The organism is Allgaiera indica (assembly GCF_900106675.1).
GTDB lineage: Bacteria > Pseudomonadota > Alphaproteobacteria > Rhodobacterales > Rhodobacteraceae > Acidimangrovimonas > Acidimangrovimonas indica.
In genome coordinates, this window is the sequence record NZ_FNOB01000002.1 from 227,915 (window position 1) to 247,497 (window position 19,583).

20 protein-coding genes are annotated in these 19,583 nt (G+C 65.9%); 5 read left to right on the forward strand and 15 right to left on the reverse strand.

The window, feature by feature from the left end; translation table 11 throughout:
* Positions 1-21: 21 nt before the first annotated feature.
* From BLV97_RS02765 to BLV97_RS02780, 4 genes are read right to left on the reverse strand one after another with little or no spacing between them, the layout of a single operon-like run.
* Complete coding sequence (locus BLV97_RS02765) at positions 22-894, reverse strand: amidohydrolase family protein (protein ID WP_035841586.1); 873 nt, start codon at positions 892-894, stop codon at positions 22-24.
* A gap of 12 nt (positions 895-906) precedes the next feature.
* Positions 907-2,700: a feruloyl-CoA synthase gene (locus BLV97_RS02770; RefSeq protein WP_035841588.1), complete on the reverse strand. Its 1,794-nt coding sequence runs from the start codon at positions 2,698-2,700 to the stop codon at positions 907-909.
* Complete coding sequence (locus BLV97_RS02775) at positions 2,675-3,157, reverse strand: MarR family winged helix-turn-helix transcriptional regulator (protein ID WP_081825026.1); 483 nt, start codon at positions 3,155-3,157, stop codon at positions 2,675-2,677. The genes BLV97_RS02770 and BLV97_RS02775 overlap by 26 nt, the downstream gene beginning before the upstream one ends.
* Positions 3,157-3,918, reverse strand: a complete 762-nt coding sequence (locus tag BLV97_RS02780; RefSeq protein ID WP_035841590.1) for a crotonase/enoyl-CoA hydratase family protein — start codon at positions 3,916-3,918, stop codon at positions 3,157-3,159. Before BLV97_RS02780 ends, BLV97_RS02775 begins: the two co-directional genes overlap by 1 nt.
* 295 nt (positions 3,919-4,213) lie before the next feature.
* Between BLV97_RS02780 and ugpB the strand changes: the two genes are divergently transcribed.
* From ugpB to BLV97_RS02800, 4 genes are all read left to right on the forward strand, one after another.
* Positions 4,214-5,539, forward strand: coding sequence for a sn-glycerol-3-phosphate ABC transporter substrate-binding protein UgpB (ugpB, locus tag BLV97_RS02785; RefSeq protein ID WP_035841592.1), 1,326 nt, complete (start codon positions 4,214-4,216; stop codon positions 5,537-5,539).
* Between the two features lie 69 nt (positions 5,540-5,608).
* On the forward strand, positions 5,609-6,487 hold the full coding sequence (gene ugpA / locus BLV97_RS02790; protein ID WP_035841594.1) for a sn-glycerol-3-phosphate ABC transporter permease UgpA: 879 nt from the start codon (positions 5,609-5,611) through the stop codon (positions 6,485-6,487).
* A gap of 10 nt (positions 6,488-6,497) precedes the next feature.
* Positions 6,498-7,346 (forward strand): sn-glycerol-3-phosphate ABC transporter permease UgpE, encoded by an 849-nt coding sequence (ugpE, locus tag BLV97_RS02795; RefSeq protein WP_035841596.1) that lies wholly within the window; start codon positions 6,498-6,500, stop codon positions 7,344-7,346.
* Positions 7,347-8,396: a sn-glycerol-3-phosphate import ATP-binding protein UgpC gene (locus BLV97_RS02800; protein ID WP_051646012.1), complete on the forward strand. Its 1,050-nt coding sequence runs from the start codon at positions 7,347-7,349 to the stop codon at positions 8,394-8,396.
* A gap of 116 nt (positions 8,397-8,512) precedes the next feature.
* Here the strand turns inward: BLV97_RS02800 and xseA are convergent, their stop codons facing one another.
* Complete coding sequence (xseA, locus tag BLV97_RS02805; protein ID WP_035841598.1) at positions 8,513-10,000, reverse strand: exodeoxyribonuclease VII large subunit; 1,488 nt, start codon at positions 9,998-10,000, stop codon at positions 8,513-8,515.
* A 71-nt stretch (positions 10,001-10,071) separates the two neighbouring features.
* Here xseA and purD point away from each other — a divergent pair, with 71 nt between their 5' ends.
* Positions 10,072-11,334: a phosphoribosylamine--glycine ligase gene (gene purD, locus BLV97_RS02810; RefSeq protein ID WP_035841600.1), complete on the forward strand. Its 1,263-nt coding sequence runs from the start codon at positions 10,072-10,074 to the stop codon at positions 11,332-11,334.
* 187 nt (positions 11,335-11,521) lie between these two features.
* Here the strand turns inward: purD and clpX are convergent, their stop codons facing one another.
* The 10 genes from clpX to BLV97_RS02860 form a co-directional block, all read right to left on the reverse strand.
* A complete protein-coding gene (clpX, locus tag BLV97_RS02815; RefSeq protein ID WP_035841602.1) occupies positions 11,522-12,793 on the reverse strand; it encodes an ATP-dependent Clp protease ATP-binding subunit ClpX in 1,272 nt (423 codons plus the stop codon).
* 177 nt (positions 12,794-12,970) lie between these two features.
* Positions 12,971-13,609: an ATP-dependent Clp protease proteolytic subunit gene (locus BLV97_RS02820; RefSeq protein WP_035841604.1), complete on the reverse strand. Its 639-nt coding sequence runs from the start codon at positions 13,607-13,609 to the stop codon at positions 12,971-12,973.
* Between the two features lie 147 nt (positions 13,610-13,756).
* Positions 13,757-14,185 (reverse strand): hypothetical protein, encoded by a 429-nt coding sequence (locus tag BLV97_RS02825; RefSeq protein WP_035841606.1) that lies wholly within the window; start codon positions 14,183-14,185, stop codon positions 13,757-13,759.
* Positions 14,185-14,571 (reverse strand): response regulator, encoded by a 387-nt coding sequence (locus BLV97_RS02830; protein WP_035841607.1) that lies wholly within the window; start codon positions 14,569-14,571, stop codon positions 14,185-14,187. Before BLV97_RS02830 ends, BLV97_RS02825 begins: the two co-directional genes overlap by 1 nt.
* Entirely contained in the window at positions 14,571-15,467 is an 897-nt protein-coding gene (locus BLV97_RS02835) for a protein-glutamate O-methyltransferase (protein ID WP_051646013.1), read from the reverse strand. Before BLV97_RS02835 ends, BLV97_RS02830 begins: the two co-directional genes overlap by 1 nt.
* On the reverse strand, positions 15,464-15,997 hold the full coding sequence (locus tag BLV97_RS02840) for a chemotaxis protein CheW (protein WP_308430842.1): 534 nt from the start codon (positions 15,995-15,997) through the stop codon (positions 15,464-15,466). Before BLV97_RS02840 ends, BLV97_RS02835 begins: the two co-directional genes overlap by 4 nt.
* A 3-nt stretch (positions 15,998-16,000) precedes the next feature.
* Complete coding sequence (locus tag BLV97_RS02845; protein ID WP_051646014.1) at positions 16,001-18,226, reverse strand: chemotaxis protein CheA; 2,226 nt, start codon at positions 18,224-18,226, stop codon at positions 16,001-16,003.
* On the reverse strand, positions 18,223-18,603 hold the full coding sequence (locus BLV97_RS02850) for a response regulator (protein ID WP_035841609.1): 381 nt from the start codon (positions 18,601-18,603) through the stop codon (positions 18,223-18,225). The genes BLV97_RS02845 and BLV97_RS02850 overlap by 4 nt, the downstream gene beginning before the upstream one ends.
* The gene (locus BLV97_RS02855) at positions 18,600-18,911 is read right to left on the reverse strand and encodes an STAS domain-containing protein (protein WP_051646015.1); all 312 of its coding nucleotides are present in this window, start codon (positions 18,909-18,911) and stop codon (positions 18,600-18,602) included. The genes BLV97_RS02850 and BLV97_RS02855 overlap by 4 nt, the downstream gene beginning before the upstream one ends.
* Before the next feature lie 55 nt (positions 18,912-18,966).
* The gene (locus BLV97_RS02860) at positions 18,967-19,506 is read right to left on the reverse strand and encodes a chemotaxis protein CheD (protein WP_051646016.1); all 540 of its coding nucleotides are present in this window, start codon (positions 19,504-19,506) and stop codon (positions 18,967-18,969) included.
* Positions 19,507-19,583: the final 77 nt, after the last annotated feature.

Below are 19,583 nucleotides of genomic sequence, written 5' to 3' on the forward strand. Positions count from 1 at the left end.
ATCGGACGGGCCGCGGCGCCCCTAGACCAGCCCCAGCAGACGCGCCGCGTTCATCTTGAGGATGTCGGGTCGGATCTCGTCGCGGATCGCGATGTCATCGAAATCCGCCAGCCAGCGTTCGGGCGTGATCATCGGCCAGTCCGACCCGAACAGCACCTTCTTGCGCAGGATGGAATTGCAATAGCGCACAAGGATTTCCGGGAAATACTTCGGGCTCCAGCCCGAAAGGTCGATATAGACGTTGGGCTTGTGCTGCGCGACAGCCAGCGCCTCTTCCTGCCAGGGAAAGGACGGGTGCGCGAGGATGATCTTGAGGTCGGGGAAATCCACCGCCACGTCGTCCATGTACATCGGGTTGGAATATTTCAGCCGCATCCCGTTGCCGCCCGGCATGCCCGATCCCACCCCGGTCTGCCCGGTGTGGAACAGCGCGACGCAGCCATGTTCCTGTAGCACCTCGTACAGCGGATAGGCCATGCGGTCATTGGCGAAGAAGCCCTGCATCGTGGGATGGAACTTGAAGCCCCTGATGCCGTGATCCTCGATCAGGCGGCGGGCCTCTCGCACCCCCATCTTGCCCTTCCAGGGGTCGATCGAGGCGAAGGGGATCAGCACGTCGTCATTGGCGCGGACCTGCGCGATCACCTCGTCATTGGAATAGCGCCGGTAGCCGGTCTCGCGCTCGGCATCGACGGGGAAGATGACGGCCGCAATGTTCTGGGCGCGGAAATGCGCCGCCGTTTCGGGGATCGTCGGCGGATGCTGCCACGGCGCGCGGAAGTATTTCGCCATCGTGGTCTGCAACTCGTCATAGCCGTCGTCGGCGTGGCAGCCGCAGGGTTCCTCGGCGTGGGTGTGGATGTCGATGGCGCGGATCTTTTCCAGATCGATCATGTAAGCCTCCGTCTATTCCGGTTTGATGACGGCCGGATCGGCATCGTCATAAAGCCGCGCGACCAGATCCTTGCGGCGGTCGAGGATCGCGCGGACGTTCAGGCTGCCCTTGGCGGTGATCTCGCCGGCGCCGACATTCGGCGGCTCGGCCATCACCAGCGCCCGGGCAATGCGGTTGGATGACCCGGTGGCGGTACGCGCCAGATCCGACAGCACGGCGCGGATCCGCGCGGCCAGCGCCGGGTCCTCGACCACGCCGCCGCCCGCGTCCCGCCACCGCCCGGGCGGTGCGAACAGCAAAAGCCCCACCTCCCGGCGCCCCTCGCCCGTGATCACGATGTCCTGCACCAGCCCCGCCAGCCGCGGCAGCAGGTCCAGCCGCAGCGTCGCGGCGTGAACCCAGGTGCCGGTCATCAGCTTGAAATCCTCCGAGATCCGCCCATCGAAGAACAACCCGCGCGCCACATCGTCCGGATCGACCATTCCAACCGCGTCGCCGGAAATGAAGAACCCTTCATCGTCAAAGGCTTCCGCGTTCTTCTTCGCGTCGTCCAGATAGCCCGCGAACAGGTTCGGGCCGGTCACGCGCAACTGATACCGGTTTGTCCCTGCGGGGATCAGCTTGGCCGCCACCCCGGGCACCGGCACGCCGACATTGCCCGACCTGCCGCCCTTTTCATGCACGATCAGGGTGGAAGGCGCAGTTTCCGTCATTCCCCAGGACGACATCATCAGCGGCACCTCGTCGCGTTCGGCCCGGGCCATCTGTTCGACCGCGGCCCAGGTATCGGCGGGCAGCGAGGCGCCGGCGTAGAAAAATATATCGAGATCGCGGAAGAAGTTGCGCCGCAGCATGGGGTTCTCGCGCATCGCCTCGACCAGCAGCGCATAGGCGACGGGAACATTGAAGCTAAGCGTCAGCGGCAGTCGCGCGGCGTTTTCGAGCGTGCGCGCGAAGCGGCCGGGCAGCGGCTTGCCGTCATCAAGATAGAGGCTGCCGCCGTTCGACAGCATCATGTTGAAGTTCGCGTTGCCCGCGAAGGTATGGTTCCACGGCAGCCAGTCCAGCAGCACATGCGGGCGTTCGCCCAGCACCGGCAGGCACGCCAGATATTGCGCCTGGTTCACGCACAGCATCCGCTGGGTGTTGGGCACGCCCTTGGGATGCGCGGTCGAGCCCGAGGTGAAAAGGATCTTCGCCACCGTGTCGGGGGTAATCCGGGCATGGGCCTCGTCCACCGCCCGGCCCGGGGTGGCGGCGCGCAACGTGTCGAAGCTGACACAGCCCTCGGCCGCGGCATCCGAGGTGACCTTCACCGCGCCCTCGAACACCGGCCGCGCCATTGCCTTGCCGAAATCCGCGGCACTGGCGGCATAGACCATCGCGGCGCGCAGCTTGCCGACGCAGTAATCCAGCCGCGGATGCGCGGCGGGGATCGTCGAATATTGCTCGGCCAGCGGCACGATCGGGGCGCCGATCATCTGACAGGCCTGCATCAGGATGCCGTGGTCGACCGACGGCCCCGACAGCACCACCACCGCGTCGCCCGGCCCGATGCCGTGATCCCGCAGCCCCTGCGCCACCGACCGGGCGGCCTGCCACATCTCGGCATAGCGCATCTCTCGCCAGCCCGCGCCCCGGCGTTCGGCCAGGAAGACGCGGTCGGGCGCGGCCTCGGCCCAGCGGCGCAGCCAGACATTGGTATCGTTCACCACCTCGCCCAACGCCAGGCCCGAGCGCAGGATCACGGTGCCGTCCGCCCGGTCCTCTCGCAGGACGCTATGCGCCGGATAGCTTGCCCCCATCTTGCGTTTCCTCCCCCCCGTCCGCGGACGCGTTGTCCTCGACGACCTGAAGCGCGCGGTGCAGCATTGCCATCTCGGCGGGCGCCAGGCCGCGGGTCAGCGCGGTCTCCACCACCCGCAGCCGTACCAGCGCCCGGGCATAAAGATCGCGTCCCGCCGCCGTCGCCCGCAGGGCATGGGCACGCCGGTCGCCTTCGGCCGGTTCGCGCACCATCAGCCCCGCGCGTTCCAGTTCGTCGACGATCTGCACCAGATTGGGCCGCTCGATCGCCAGCGCCCGGGCCAATTGGGCCTGGCGCAGGCCCGGACAATCCGCCACCACCGCCAGCGCGGAAAACGTGCTGCGCCGCAGCCCGAGGGGCGCCAGCGCCGCATTGACCCGCGCCAGCGCCCGGATTGCGGCGCGCTGGATGCGATAGCCCGTCATCGCGCGCAGGGTGGCGTCGGGCACATCCATCAGCGGAACCGCGGCGTGCGCTTTTCCAGAAAGGCGCGAAGGCCTTCCTGCGCGTCGGGCGTGGTCTGGCTGAGCGCGGCGCAGAGGCTTTCCGTGAACAGCCCGTCGGCGCGCGACATGTCGCCGATCCGCGAAAGCGCCTGGATCATGAAATAGTTGGAAAGCGGCGCGTTGCAGGCGATCTTGGCCGCCAGTTCGCGCGCGAGCGCCAGCGCCTCGCCCGTGCCCACCGCGTAATGGGCAAGACCCAGGCGCAGGCCTTCCTCGGCGCCGTATGTGCGGCCCGTCAGCATCATCTCGGTCATCCGGTCGGGCCCCAGGATGCGGCCCACCCGCACCGTCGCGCCGCCGCCCACGAAGATCCCGCGCCGCCCCTCGGGCAGTTGGAAGATGGTCGAGGGCTCGGCGATGCGCACATGGGTTGCGGCCGCGATCTCCAGCCCGCCGCCGATCACCGCACCGGACATGGCGCTGACCACCGGCAGCCCGCCGAACTGGATCTGGTCGAGGATCCGGTGCCACCCGCGCGAGTGATAGATCCCCTCCTCGGCGCTGCGCTCGACATGTTCGGCCAGATCCAGCCCGGCACAGTAATGCCCGCCCGCGCCGGTCAGGATCACCGCCTTCACCCCCTTGGGCGGCGTCTCGAACACCGCGCCGAGTTCCGCGATGAAGGCATCGGACATGGCGTTGCGCTTCTCGGGGCGGTTCATCGTGACCGTCGCGACCTCATCTGCCACCTCGACCTTGATCAACGCCATCGCAATCGCCCCCCGTGAAGCCCGCCCTGCCCCGGATCGCGCCCGTACGGGGTTCGGCGGCGGCACAATAATATAGATATGAGATATAACTATTATAGATCTACATCAATATCATTTCGATCCGCGCGAGCGGCAGCCTTACGGCGATCGACATAACCGAGACAGAGACCGCCCAAAAATTCAGCAGGTGACGAAAAAGAACCGTTGCAAAACCTACGCAAAACGAACACAAACTCTTCATGAGCCAAGACTAAGCGTGGCGCAGTCCACGTGATTATAACTAGGGGGATAAACCATGATCCGTACCACACTTGTCGGCGCGATGGCGCTGGCGGCCTCCGTCAGCATGGCGCAGGCGAAGACCACCATCACCTGGTGGCATGCCATGGGGGGCGAACTGGGCAAGAAGCTTGACCAGATCGTCGCCGACTACAACAAGAGCCAGGACAAGTATCAGGTCGTGGCGACCTACAAGGGGTCCTACCCGCAGACCATGACCGCGGCGATCGCGGCCTTCCGGGCCAAGAAACAGCCCGATATCGTGCAGGTCTTCGAGGTCGGCACCGGCACCATGATGGCCGCCAAGGGCGCCGTCTATCCGGTCTACAAGCTGATGAAGGACATGGGCGAGCCCTTCGATCCGAACGGCTTCCTGAAGGCCGTCGTCGGTTATTACACCGATTCCCAGGGCAACATGCTGTCGATGCCGTTCAACAGCTCGACCCCGATCATGTATTACAACAAGGACGCCTTCAAGAAGGCGGGCCTGGACCCGAACAAGCCGCCGAAGACCTGGGGCGAGCTGGTCGCGGATTCGAAGCAGATCATGAAATCCGGCGCGGCCAAATGCGGCTTCACCTCGGGCTGGATCAGCTGGATCCAGGCGGAAAACTTCTCGGCCTGGCACAACCAGCCGATCGGCACCGAGGAAAACGGCTTCGGCGGTCTCGGCGCACGGCTTGAATTCGGCAAGGACAAGGCGCTGGTGAAGCACTGGGCCAACCTGGCCGAGTGGCAGAAGGAAGGCATCTTCAAGTACGGCGGCCCGGTGGGTGGCAACGATGCGCCTCCGATGTTCTATTCGGGCGATTGCGCGATCTACATGAACTCGTCCGCGTCGCGGGCCGGCGTGCTGGCCAACACCAAGGGCAAGTTCGAGGTCGGCTACGGCATGCTGCCCTACTATGCCGACGTGAAGGGCGCGCCGCAGAACACCATCATCGGTGGCGCCACCCTGTGGGTGCTGCGCGGCCACGACAAGGCCCATTACAAGGGCGTGGCCAGCTTCCTGAGCTACCTGTCCTCGGCCAAGGTGCAGGCGGACTGGTCGCAATTCTCGGGTTACCTGCCGATCACCCAGGCGGCTTACAAGCTGGGCCAGGAGCAGGGCTTCTACGCCAAGAACCCGGGGTCGGACGTGGGCATCAAGGAAATCACCCTGAACCCGCCGACCGCGAACTCGAAGGGTCTGCGCTTTGGCAACTACGTCCAGGTGCGTGACATCATCGACACCCAGTTCCAGAAGATGCTGGCCGGCAACGAGACCGCGCAACAGGCGCTCGACAATGTCGATACCGACGGCAACAAGCTGATCAAACAGTTCCAGCAGGCCAACCAGTAGGCCCCGGAACCTTTATTGGAAGCCCGCGCCCCGGCGCGGGCTTCTTTGCCATTTCCAGCGAAGCGCCCGATGAAACGCATCTTCTTTCGCAACAAGATCCTGCCCTATCTGCTGATCGCGCCGCAGATGGTGGTGACGATCATCTTCTTCCTCTGGCCCGCGGGCGAAGCCGTCCTGCAAAGCTTTCAACGCGAGGACGCCTTCGGGCTGCATACCACCTGGGTAGGGCTGGCCAATTACCGGGCGCTGTTCCAGGATCCCGATTACATTCACTCGCTGCAGGTGACCGTGGTCTTCACCATTGGCGTCACTGCGGTGGCGCTGATCGTGGCGCTTTTGCTGGCGCTGGCGGTGGACCGCACCATCAAGGCCGGCCCCGCCTATACGACGCTGCTGGTCTGGCCCTATGCGGTGGCCCCGGCCGTGGTGGGCGTGCTGTGGTGGTTCCTGTTCAACCCGACGATCGGGCTGATGCCTTACCTGCTGTCGCTGGTCGGCTACCACTGGAACCATGCGCTGAAGGGCGACGACGCGATGATCCTGGTGATCATCTCGGCCGCCTGGCCGCAGGTAAGCTACAATTTCCTGTTCTTCGTGGCGGGGCTGCAATCGATCCCCGGATCCATGCGCGAGGCCGCGGCGATCGACGGTGCCGGGCCGGTGAAGCGGTTCTTCACCATCACCTTGCCGCTTCTGTCGCCGACCACCTTCTTCCTGGTGGTGGTGAATTTCGTCTATGCGATGTTCGCCACCTTCCCGGTGATCGACGCCACCACCCAGGGCGGGCCGGCGGGCGCCACCAACATCCTGGTGTTCAAGGTCTATCAGGACGGCTTTGTCGGGCTGAACCTGGGCTCTTCCGCCGCGCAATCGGTGGTGTTGCTGGCGATCGTCATCGCCCTGACCGTGATCCAGTTCCGCTTCATCGAGCGGCGCGTCGAATATTGAGGGCCCGAGAATGGTTGAAAACCGCCCCCTGCTGAACATCCTGGCGCATCTGGTGCTGATCCTGGGTGTGCTGATCGTGGCCTTCCCGATCTACGTCGCCTTCATCGCCTCGACCCACGGGCCCACCGATTTCCTGTCGGGCCTGATCCCGCTGACGCCGGGCCATGACACCTGGCACACCTACATGACGATGCTGACCACGGGGATGCAATCGTCGGGGATGCCGCCGCTGTCACTGCAGATGACCAACAGCCTGATCATGGCGCTGACCATCGCCATCGGGAAGATATCAATTTCGATCATCTCGGCCTATGCGATCGTCTATTTCCGCTTTCCGTTCCGCAGCCTGGCGTTCTGGCTGATCTTCATCACCCTGATGCTGCCGGTCGAGGTGCGCATCCTGCCGACCTACAAGGTGGTCGCCGATCTGGGGATGCTGGACACCTACGCCGGCCTGACGATCCCGCTGATTGCCTCGGCCACGGCGACCTTCCTGTTCCGCCAGGTGTTCCTGACCATCCCGGACGAGCTGATGGAGGCGGCGCGGATCGACGGCGCCGGGCCGATGAAATTCTTCTGGGACATCCTGCTTCCGATGTCGCGCAACAACATCGCGGCGCTGTTCGTGATCCTCTTTATCTACGGCTGGAACCAGTATCTGTGGCCGCTTCTGGTGACGACGGATGCCTCGCACTACACCATCGTGATGGGGATCAAGCGGATGGCCGACGTGGCCGACGCCCAGCCGCAGTGGAACTACATCATGGCCACCGCGATCCTGGCGATGCTGCCGCCGGTGCTTGTGGTGATCTTCATGCAAAAGCTCTTCGTGAAGGGCCTGATCGAGACGGAGAAATAAATGGCTGCGATCACGCTAGAGGCGGTCGGCAAAACCTATGCGGGCGGGGTGAAGGCCGTCCATTCCATCGACCTTGCCATCCAGGACGGCGAATTCGTGGTGCTCGTCGGCCCGTCGGGCTGTGGCAAATCCACCCTGCTGCGCATGGTCGCCGGGCTGGAAAGCGTCACCGAGGGCAAGATCTCGATCGGCGACCGCATGGTGAACGAGGTCGAGCCGGCCGAACGCGACATCGCCATGGTGTTCCAGAACTATGCGCTTTATCCGCATATGACGGTGCGCCAGAACCTTGCCTATGGGCTGAAGAACCGCAAGATGGCGAAGGCGGAAATCAGCCGGCGGGTGGACGAGGCCGCGCAGATCCTGGAGATCGGCGCCTTCCTGGACCGCAAGCCGCGCGCCCTGTCGGGCGGTCAGCGCCAGCGCGTCGCCATGGGCCGCGCCATCGTGCGCGAGCCGGCCGCATTCCTGTTCGACGAGCCGCTGTCGAACCTCGACGCCAAGCTGCGGGTGCAGATGCGCGGCGAGATCAAGCAGTTGCAGGCACGTCTGGGGACCACCTCGATCTACGTCACCCACGACCAACTGGAGGCGATGACGCTGGCGCACCGGCTGGTGGTGCTGAACGGCGGGCAGATCGAGCAGGTGGGCACCCCGCTGGAAGTGTACCGCAAGCCGGCGTCGACCTTCGTGGCGGCCTTCATCGGCTCTCCTGCGATGAACCTTCTGAACGCGAAGGCCGAGGGCGGCGTGGCCCATGTCGGCGGCGGTCGGGTGCCGCTGGCGGCCGCGGTGACCGGGCCGGTCACCCTGGGCCTGCGCCCCGAGGACGTGCGCCCGGCCGATGCCGGCACCGAGGGCGCTTTTGTGCTGAAGATCGCCTATGTCGAGGAGCTGGGGGCACAGAAACTGGTGCATGGCACGGTCGAGGGGCAGAACTTCGCCTGCGCCCTGCCCTCGGACGCGGCGTTGGGCCAGGCGCTGCATCTGGTGCCGGAACCCGGCGCGGCGCATGGCTTCGACGCGCAAACAGGCAAACGGCTGGGCTGAGGGAAAGGCCCGAGGCCGAACCTGGGATCGCGGGGGCCGAGGATCGCGGGGGCCCGGAATCGCAGGGGGCTGTCTGCCCCCCGCACCCCCCGAGAGTATTTTTACCAAGATGAAGATCAGAAGAGACTGCCCTGTTCGGGTGGCTCTTCCTTCGGCTTGCGCGGGGCGGGGCGCGGGGCCGGGCCGCCGGGGGTGAGGCGGCCGTCGTGGAATTCGATCTCCAGCGCCGAGGCGGCCTCGGCGGCGGCCTTCGAGGTGACGACATGGCCGTCGCCGTAGACCACGGCGAAGCCGCGTTTCAGCGTCTCGTGATAGCCCAGCGTCATCCGCATCCGGTCTAGCCCGTCGAGGCGCGTGCGCCAGGTCTCGGTCTGGGCGTTCGCGGCGATCGTCAGGCGGCGGGTCAGGGCCTGAAGCGCCTCGGACTTGCGGGTGACGTCGCGGGCCAGGGTATCGGGCGCGAGGCGGGCGGCGCGGTAGGCCAGCCGCTCGCGGCCGCGCTCGATCACCGATTGCAGCATCCGGGGGCGGATATGCGCGGCCGCGGTGTTGAAGGCCGCGCGTTTGCGGCCGGTGGCGGCGCCAAGCGCGGCGGGCAGCCGCCCGGCCCAGAGATCGAGCCGTTGGCTGGCCGTGCCCACCAACGTTTCGGGCCGGGGCAGCGCGCGGGCCAGATCGCGCAGCCGCTGGTTGCGCGACAAGATCCCCTGCCCCGCCGCCCGGTTCAGCCGCGCGCCCAGGCCTTCGGCCGCGGCCAGCAGATCCAGCCGCACCGGCACCGCAATTTCGGCCGCCGCAGTGGGCGTGGGTGCGCGGCGGTCGGCGGCGTGGTCGATCAGCGTGGTATCGGTCTCGTGCCCCACGGCCGAGATCAGCGGGATCCGGGATTCGGCGGCGGCACGCACCACGGCCTCGTCGTTGAAGCCCCACAGATCCTCCATGCTGCCGCCGCCGCGCGCCACGATCAGCACATCGGGGCGCGGCACCGGCCCACCCGGTTCGATCGCGTTGAAGCCGCGGATCGCGGCGGCGACCTCGGGGGCGCAGCGGTCGCCCTGCACCGCCACCGGCCAGATCAGCACATGGCGCGGAAAGCGGTCGCGCAGCCGGCGCAGGATGTCGCGGATCACCGCGCCCGAGGGCGAAGTCACCACCCCGATCACCTTGGGCAGATAGGGCAGCGGGCGCTTGCGTTCGGCCGCGAACAGGCCTTCGGCGGCCAGCTTCTGGCGCAGCTTCTCGAGCATCGCCATCAGCGCACCGGCGCCCGCGGGCACCAGATCGTCAACGATCAGCTGGTATTTCGACTGCCCCGGAAAGGTGGTCATCCGCCCCGTGGCGATCACTTCCATCCCTTCCTCGGGGCGGATCGAGAGCCGCGCGGCCTGCCCTTTCCAACTGACCGCGGCGAGGACCGAGCGGTCGTCCTTGAGATCGAAATACACATGGCCCGAGCGCGGGAAGGACACCCGCCCCACCTCGCCGCGCACCCGGACGCGACCGAATTCGCCCTCGACCACCCGTTTCACCGCACCGGACAGTTCGGAGACGGTGAATTCCGGGGCGTTGCCGGCGGGGTTCGGATCTTCGATCAGGTCGGACATGTGTGCTCGCTTGTGGTGACGGCGCAGGCACCTTAGAACGGCGCCGAAGCGAGGAAAAGGCGGAGTGGCGGATGAACATCCTGATCCTGGGCGGCGGCGGGCGCGAACACGGGCTGGCCTGGGCGGTGAAGCAGAACCCGAAATGCGACCGGCTGATCGTGGCGCCGGGGAATGCGGGTATCGCGGCGATCGCGGAATGCGCCGATCTCGACATCCTCGACGGCGCCTCGGTGGTGACCTTCGCCGAGGAGAACGCCGTCGATTTCGTGATCATCGGGCCCGAGGCGCCGCTGGCCGCCGGCGTGGCGGATGCGCTGCGGGCCGCGGGGCTTCTGTGCTTCGGCCCGTCGCAGGCGGCGGCACGGCTGGAGGCCTCGAAAGCCTTCACCAAGGAGATCTGCGACGCCTGCGGCGCCCCCACCGCGCGCTATGCCCGCTTCACCAAGGCCGGCCCGGCGAAGGCGTACATCCGCGCCCAGGGCGCCCCGATCGTGGTGAAGGCCGATGGTCTGGCCGCCGGCAAGGGCGTGATCGTGGCGATGGACGAGGCCGAGGCGCTGGCCGCGGTGGACGAGATGTTCGACGGCAGCTTCGGTGCCGCCGGCGCCGAGGTGGTGATCGAGGAATTCATGGCGGGCGAAGAGGCCAGCTTCTTCGTGCTGTGCGACGGCGAGACGGTGCTGCCGATCGGCTCCGCCCAGGACCACAAGCGTGTGGGCGAAGGCGATACCGGCCCCAACACCGGCGGAATGGGCGCCTATTCCCCGGCGCCGGTGCTGACCGACGCGATCGCGCAGCAAGTGCTTGAACGGATCATCCGCCCGACGGTGGCAGAGCTTGCCCGCCGGGGCACGCCCTATCAGGGGGTGCTTTATGCCGGGCTGATGATCGCGGAGGGCCAGGCGCGTCTGGTCGAATACAACGTGCGCTTCGGCGACCCCGAGGCCCAGGTTCTGATGATGCGCCTTGGCGCCCAGGCGCTGGACCTGATGCTGGCCTGTGCGCGCGAAGACCTGGCCGGGCGTCAGGTCCACTGGGCCGCCGACCACGCCCTGACGGTGGTGATGGCCGCCAAGGGTTATCCCGGCAGCTACGAAAAAGGAAGCGAGATCAGGGGCCTGGGCACGCTTCCCGAAGACAGCTTCCACATGGCGTTCCACGCCGGCACCACGGCCGCCGACGGCAGGATCCTGGCCAGCGGCGGACGTGTGCTGAACATCACAGCCCGCGGCGCCAGCCTGCAAGAGGCCCAGGCCCGCGCCTATGCGATGGTCGACGGCATCGACTGGCCGCAAGGCTTCTGCCGCCGCGACATCGGCTGGCGCGCACTCTGACAACACCGCCGACAGCCGGGGGTCCTGCCCCCCGGCGATATTTCCGCCAAAAAGAAAGACCCCTACTTCTCTTTGGGGCAAATATCCCCCCCGGGGGTGTCGTCGGGGCGACACGCACCAATGACAAAGGGGGGCAGCGCCCCCCTTCGCATGAAAAGCCTTGCGCGCGGCAGCGCGCGCCGCTGGGTCAGCCTGCGGTCGCGGGCTCGCCCTTTTGCGACTTGGCGTAGATCAGCAGCGGCTTCGCCTCGGTCGCGGTCACCGCTTCCTCATTGACGACCACCTCTTCAACGCCCTCCATGCCCGGCAGTTCGAACATCGTGTCGAGCAGGATATCCTCCATGATCGAGCGCAGGCCACGGGCGCCGGTCTTGCGCTTGATCGCCCGCAGCGCGATCGCCTTCAGCGCGTCTTCGGTGAAGGTCAGTTCCACATCCTCGATCTCGAACAGCCGCTGGTACTGCTTCACCAGCGCATTCTTCGGCACCGTCAGGATCGTCACCAGCGCTTCTTCATCCAGATCACCCAACGTCGCGATCACCGGCAGACGCCCGACGAATTCCGGGATCAGACCGAATTTCAGCAGATCCTCGGGCTCGAGATCCTTGAAGACCTCGCCCACGCCGCGGCTGTCGTTCTCCTTCACCTCGGCGCCGAACCCCATGGCAGAGCCCTTGTTGCGCTGCGCGATGATCCGGTCGAGACCTGCGAAGGCGCCGCCGCAGATGAACAGGATGTTCGTCGTGTCCACCTGCAGGAATTCCTGCTGCGGATGCTTGCGTCCGCCCTGCGGCGGCACCGACGCGACGGTGCCTTCCATGATCTTCAGAAGCGCCTGCTGCACCCCTTCGCCCGAAACGTCGCGGGTGATCGAGGGGTTGTCCGACTTGCGGGTGATCTTGTCGACCTCGTCGATATAGACGATGCCGCGTTGCGCCCGTTCGACGTTGTACTCGCTGGCCTGCAAGAGCTTCAGTATGATGTTCTCGACATCCTCGCCCACATACCCCGCCTCGGTCAGCGTGGTCGCGTCGGCCATGGTGAAAGGCACATCCAGGATTCGCGCCAGCGTCTGCGCCAGCAGCGTCTTGCCGCAGCCGGTCGGGCCGATCAGCAGGATGTTCGATTTCGACAATTCGATATCGGCCGATTTCGCCGAATGGTTGAGCCGCTTGTAATGATTGTGCACCGCGACCGAGAGCACGCGCTTTGCATGTTCCTGGCCGATCACGTAATCGTCCAGAACCTGGCAGATCTCGCGCGGGGTCGGCACGCCATCCGAGCTTTTCAGCCCGGCGGACTTGGTCTCTTCGCGGATGATGTCCATGCACAGCTCGACACATTCATCGCAAATGAACACCGTCGGCCCCGCGATCAGCTTGCGGACCTCATGCTGGCTTTTGCCACAGAAAGAGCAGTAGAGCGTGTTCTTACTGTCGCTGCCGGAATTATTCGCCATATTCATCCTCTGCGGCTGCCTGTTCGGCCGTCGGGGTTGCCTCGTCGCCGAGATCCCCGCAGGTCGGCGTCAGTCGGGCAAAGTCTAGGGCAGCCACATTACCTTCACAATGCCCAATTTCCCCCCGCGCCCTTCTGACCCAGCCGGCGCCCAGCCAGCCGGGCCCTGCGGCCGGGTTCACGATTTCGCATCGCTGTCAGCGGCGCGGTCATGGCTGATCATGATCTCGTCGACCAGCCCCCATTCCTTCGCCTGTTCGGCGGACATGAAATTGTCGCGCTCCAGCGCGGCCTCGACGGTGTCGTAATCCTTGCCGGTGTGACGCACGTAGATCTCGTTCAGGCGACGCTTCAGCTTCTGCGTCTCCTGCGCGTGGATCATGATATCCGTCGCCTGGCCCTGATACCCGCCCGAGGGCTGGTGCACCATGATGCGGCTGTTGGGCAAGGTGTAGCGCATGCCCTTCTCGCCCGCCGCCAGCAGGAGCGACCCCATCGAGGCCGCCTGGCCGATACAAACGGTCGAGATCTTCGGCTTGATGTATTGCATCGTGTCATAGATCGACAGGCCCGAGGTCACTACCCCGCCGGGGCTGTTGATATACATCGCGATCTCCTTCGAGGGGTTCTCGGCCTCGAGGAACAGCAACTGGGCGACGATGATCGTCGCCATCTCATCCTGAACGGGACCGGCGACGAAGATGATCCGCTCCTTCAGCAATCGTGAAAAGATATCGTAGCGGATCGAGCCGCGGGCGCTCGTCTCCTCGACGGTCGGGATGATGAAATTGGTCAAGTGGGCGACGGGGTCGAACATGTCCTGCCTCGAAACTTGGGCTTGGATAGCCCGGCTGCGTTAAACGAGTCTTAGAGGTGCGCGCCGCCCCCTTCAAGGGCAAGCGGCATGCATTGGCCCGATCGCGACCCTGGGTCGCGCGATGGAACCGGCGGCGGACCGCCTGCCCTAGAACAGATGCACACCGTCCTCGGCCTCGGCGGCGCGCGCTGGTCCGGCGGGGCGGAACGCCGGTTCCGCGGCGGCGGGCGACAACAGGCAGGCAGCCAGGTCGCGCAGCAGGATCTCCTCCCGCGCCGATGCCGTCTCGACCCGCAACCCTGCAGGGATCTCGGGTGCCAAGGCAGCCACGAACCGGGCCAGATTGTCGAGCACCTGCACCAGTCGGTCCAATTCCTGCAGGCCCGCACACGGGCCCGGATGACCCGCCGTTCGCGCCGCCTGCCCGGCCTCGGACAGGGTGCTGGAGGGGATGTCGCGGATCAGATCGCCATAGCATTCCTCGACCTCGCAGCCTGCGGCATGGGCGCTGTGCAGAACCTTGGCCAGTCCACCGATGATTGGGGCCAGCTCGGCCCCGGTCTCGTTGCCGGTCATCACAGCGCCCCTACGACCGCCTGGATGCAGGCACGCATCTGCTGGGTCGAGAACGGCTTGCGCAGGAAGTTGTTCATCCCCAGGCGTTGCCCGGTTTCAATGATCTCCCGGTCGGCCCGACCGGTGACCAGGATGAAGCCGATCCGGCTGGTGGTACGGTTCTCGCGCAGGGCCTTGAGCAGGTGCAGACCGTCCATCTGCGGCATGTTGTAGTCCGAGATCACCAGATGCACCGGGTTCGCCGCAAGCTTGGTCAGCGCGTTGCGCCCGTCGGCAGCATAGTCGACCTGGCGGATTCCCAGTTCGTCCAGCGCCTGCATCAACAGGCCTCGGCTGGTCGACATGTCATCGACCACCATGATGCGAATCGAATCCCTCAGGGCCATTATTTTCTCCTTTCAGAGGTCGCGGGCCTGTCCGGATCGTTCAACCGGTAGCCAGTAATGCAGTTTGGGGTAAAGCGGGTGACCAGTGCATGCGGCGGGCGTTCCGAATGACCGATGTACATCTGGCTGCCCGGTTGCAGGACGCCGATGAAGCTGTTCCAGACCACCGCCTGCGTCGGCACGTCGAAATAGATCGCCACGTTGCGACAGAAGATGACATCGAACGGGCCCTTCATCGGGAATGGCCGGATCAGATTGAGCGGCCGGAAATCCACCAGCCTGCGCACCGACGGAGCGATCTTCAGCGCATCCGGTTCGCGGCTGGCCATTGTATGATCCACCCAGTCGGGCAGGTCATGCGCGGCGCCTTCCGAATAGATACCCGAACTGGCCGCCGCCAGGACCTCGGGGTCGATGTCCGTGGCCAGGATCCGCACATCGTACTTGGCCGCATCGGGCAGCGCGCGCAGCACCGTGAAGGCCAGGGAATAGGGCTCTTCGCCGCTGGCACAGCCCGCCGACCACAACCGCACCCGGCCGCCAGCCCTTGCCCGGGCCGCCAGTTCCGGCAGGACTTCGGTACGCAGATGCTCGAAATGATGCGGCTCGCGGAAGAACCGGGTCACGTTGGTGGTCAGCGCCGAAATCATCTGGCGCTGCTCCTCAACCCCGTTCGGCCCGGTCAGCTGTTTCAGATAGGCATCGAAGCTTTTCAGCCCCAGCGACCTCAGTCGGCGCGACAGGCGCGAATAGACGTGATCCTGCTTGGCCGGGGGCAACAGGATGCCCGCGCGTTCATAGCACAGGTCCGCGATGCGGTTGAAATCCTCCGTGGTGTAGAGGAACTCGCGCGCCAATGAGTCGGCGCGCGCGCCTATAGAGGACGACTGGATCATGGCTGCGCCCCTTGCTCGGGCGGCAGCAGGCGCGTCAGATCCACCAGTCGCAGCAGGCGTTCGCCTTCGCAGATAACTCCAGAAATGAAGCCGCGTGCCGCTTCCGACGCGACCTCTGGCGTCGGGCGGATCTCATCTTCGGGGATCGACAGGATATCCGACACCGCCTCGACCAGAAGGCCGGTCATCTGCGGCCCGACCATGGCGATGATGATGACATGGCGGTCATCGCCCTGGGTCGCGCCCAGGCCAAGCCTGCGCGACAGATCCACAACCGGCACGACCGAGCCGCGCAGGTTCATCACACCCAGCACATAGTCGGGCGCGTGGGGCACGACGGTGGCGGCGGTGAAGCCGCGGATCTCGCGGATCGACATGATGTCGACACAGAAATCCTGCGCGGCGGCACGGAAGGCCACAAGTTCGCGCCGCGCACCATCGCGCGTGTCCTCGCGGACCTCGTGCTCGGCGCGGTCGATGTCGCGCGGGGCCTGGCTGTCAGTCTTTTCCATCTGGATCGTGGCATTCATGGCTTACCTCGCGGAAGAAAGAGCGGCTTGGGGTTGAGAAACTGCTGCCGCCCCCGCCGCCGTCGCGGCTGCAAGGGGTGGCGGGACCGCCTGCGACACGGCTTCTTCGGGGTCGATGATCAGGGCGATGCGCCCGTCGCCAAGGATCGTGGCCGCCGAGATCCCGGCGACATGCCGGTAGTTCCCTTCAAGCCCTTTGATCACCACCTGGCTCTGGTCGCGAATCGCGTCTACGGCCAGGGCATAGCGGTCGCGGTTCTCGGTCTCGACCAGCAGCAGGATCTCGCCCGAGCATTTGCGGCGCAGGCCGAAGACCTGGCCCAGATCGACCACCGGCACCACCGTGTCCCGCACCTTGACGACGCATCGGTCGGGACCGATGGCATGAATATCGCCGGGCTGCGGCCGCAGGGTTTCGATGACCGCGGTGATGGGTATCACCATGGTTTCACCGCACAGCTCGATCAGGATCCCGTCCAGAACCGCCAGCGTCAGCGGCAACGAGATCGACAGCGTCGTGCCTTTTCCCGCGACCGAATGGATCGAGATTCGGCCGCCGATCTGCTGGATCGCCCGCTTGACCACATCCATGCCCACACCACGGCCGGACAGGTCCGAAACCTCGGAGGCGGTCGAAAACCCCGGCATGAACAGCAATTTGTCGATCTCGCCTTCGCTCAGCTCGGCGGCCGGGTCGATCAGGCCCTTCTCGACCGCGATCGAGCGAACCCGTTCGCGATTGATGCCCGCCCCGTCGTCGGCCACCTCGATCACCACGCGTCCCGACCGGTAGGTGGCCGAAAGCGAGATCAGCCCGGTGGGCTTCTTGCCCGAGACCTCGCGCGTCCGGGCGTTTTCAAGGCCGTGGTCGACGGCATTGCGCAGGATATGGGTCAGCGGCTCTGCCAAGCGTTCGATCACGGTCTTGTCGACCTCGGTGCCCTCGCCTTCGGTGCGCAGCTGGGCGGTCTTTCCCGAAATCGCGGCAGCCTCGCGCACGATGCGCGCCATGCGCTGGAACAGCGGCTTGATCGGCTGCGCACGGATCGCCATCACGCGTTCCTGGATCTCCGAGGTCAGGTTGCGAAAGGCATCGAACCCCGCGCCGATGTCGGAATTCCACGCAACCCCGGCCTCCTCCAGCTTCTGGGCGATCATCGCCTGGTGGATCACCAGTTCGCCCACCGCGTTGATCAGCCCGTCGACACGTTCCAGATCGACCCGGATCGTGGCAGAGGCGGGCGTTGCCGCCGCCGCGGGTGCGGTCCGACCCCCACCAGACGCCGCCGCGGCCGGAGCCGGTGCAGCCGGCCGGGCGGGGGCGGGGGCGGCGGCGGGCGCAGCCGGGGCCGCCGCCGGTGCCGAGGTGGGATCGGATTCCTTCGAGGAAAGATCCTCGCCACCGCCGTCCTGTCCGCCCTCGGATCCGCCATCGGATCCATCGCCGGGCCTGTCCCCGGGCAGGTCGTCGTCTTCGGCGCGGATCTCGATCTGGGCCAGCCCCTCGACGAATTCGAACACCTCCTCGATCGCGTCAAGGCCCTGATCTGTTTCGAGGATCATCCGCCAGTCGAGATAGTTCTCGTCGGGTTCGAGCGCAGCCAGATCCGGCAGACGGCCGGTGTCGACGGCGACCTCGAGCGAACCGAGCGCTCCCAGTGACTCGAACAACACCAAGGGATCGTGACCATTGGCGTAAAGCCGGCACGACGGGCTGAAGGCGATGTGATAGCGCGAGGGGCCAACCCCCGGCAGATCGATCGGCAGCCCCATCGGCACGAAGCCGAAATCCTCATCTCCCGCAGCCTCGTCCTCGGCCAGTTCCGGCGGCGCGCCCGAGGCCGCCGCCAGTTCCGCCATCAGCGCCGTCACGGCCGGATCCTGTGGGTCGTCCTGCCCATCGCGGGCGGCGCCGACCAAATCCGTCAGCTTGTCGCCGGCGCGAAACAGCAACGCCGCCAGATCGGGTGTCGCAGCCAACCGGTCGGAACGCAGGTGATCAAGTACGGTCTCGAACGAATGGGCAAAACGCACCAGCGCATTCAGTCCGAAGGCGCCGGCGCCGCCCTTGATCGAATGCACCGCCCGAAAGATCGCATGCAGAACTTCCGGGTCGGCATCCGCCCCCGACGCCTGGTCCTGCACGCAGGCGAGGCCATCGTTCAGTTCTTCCAGAAGCTCATCGCATTCCTGGAAGTACGTCGTACGGATGTCGGGGGCGCCGCTCATCCCGCGGCCCGCAGACCGGCGACGCGCTGGATGGCCGAGATCAGCCGCATCTCGTCGAACGGCTTGACGATCCAGCCGGTCGCCCCCGCGTCGCGCGCCCGCGCTTTCAGGTCGGCCGCGCTTTCGGTGGTCAGCACGAGGATCGGTACGGCACGGGTATCCTGGCGCGCGCGTGCGCCCTCGATGAAACCGAAGCCGTCGAGCTTGGGCATGTTGATGTCGGTGATCACCACGTCCGGCGCGGCTTCATCCAGCTTGTCCAGCCCATCTTGCCCATCCACGGCCAGATGGACCAAGAAGCCCGCTTCCGAGAGCGCGGCGTTGAGCATCTCACGGATGGTGCGCGAATCGTCGATTGCGAGAACGGTCAGGCTCATGGCTTGGCTCCCTCCACGAAGGGGGTGAAATCGAGGCCCAGCGCTATGGCCGAGGCGGTGAAACCCTCCGACGGATCGGAGATGGCGAAGGCGATACCGTCGGCGGCCCAGGACTGGGCCGCGCTGAACAGAAGTTGCTGGCCGAGGCCCCCGATCCGTTCCACCGCGGCCGCGGCAACGACGATCGGGGCGCCGCGGGCGGCGTCGAATTCGGCTTTCAGGGTACAGGCGCGCGGCAGGTCGATCACGGCAGGCAACGCGATCCGTTGCGGCTCGGTCGGTTCGGTCTTGCGGGGTCGCTTGGTCATGGCGGTCTCTCGATCAGATCTGGCGGAAAGGTCGGTCTGGCGGGACTGTGGCGATTCAAAAGAAGATGACATCGTTGCTCGGCGCACTCTGGAAGGGGGCGGGACACTCTGCCGGGATGCGGGCGTAATCTTGCATCAGCTTGATCTGCGCCCGTCCCGTGGCGGGCCAGTATCGTACCCGCCGCCCCTGACGGCCGCCCAAGCTTTCGGAGACCAGTGCAATGCCCTCGGTCTGCAGGAACTGATGCGCGAAGGCGGCATTGGCCCGGCCGATATCCTGCAACCCCTCATGCATCTGGGCACCGCCGAACAATTTCGCCTCGAGCCGGCTCTTGCGCGCGCCCTCCTTCAGCAGAGCATTGATCAGCAGTTCCATCGCCTGCGGGCCGTAGCGCAGCAGATCGCCGCGGCCGCCACCGCCTTCGGGCAAAAGGAAGTGGTTCATTCCCCCGACCCCCGCGACCGGGTCGCAAAGACAAGTCGCGACGCAGGATCCCAGGATCGTCGTGAAGGTATCGCCGGCTTCGCCGGACACTAGGAAATTGCCCTGTATGACGTGGTGGACCTGTCCGGTTTCAGATGGCAGAGCGTTCATCAACTTTCCTCCTGCGGTGGACGTGCCCGGCCTGTTTCATCGGCGCTGATCGCGGGCCGGCAGACGGCGGCCCGCCG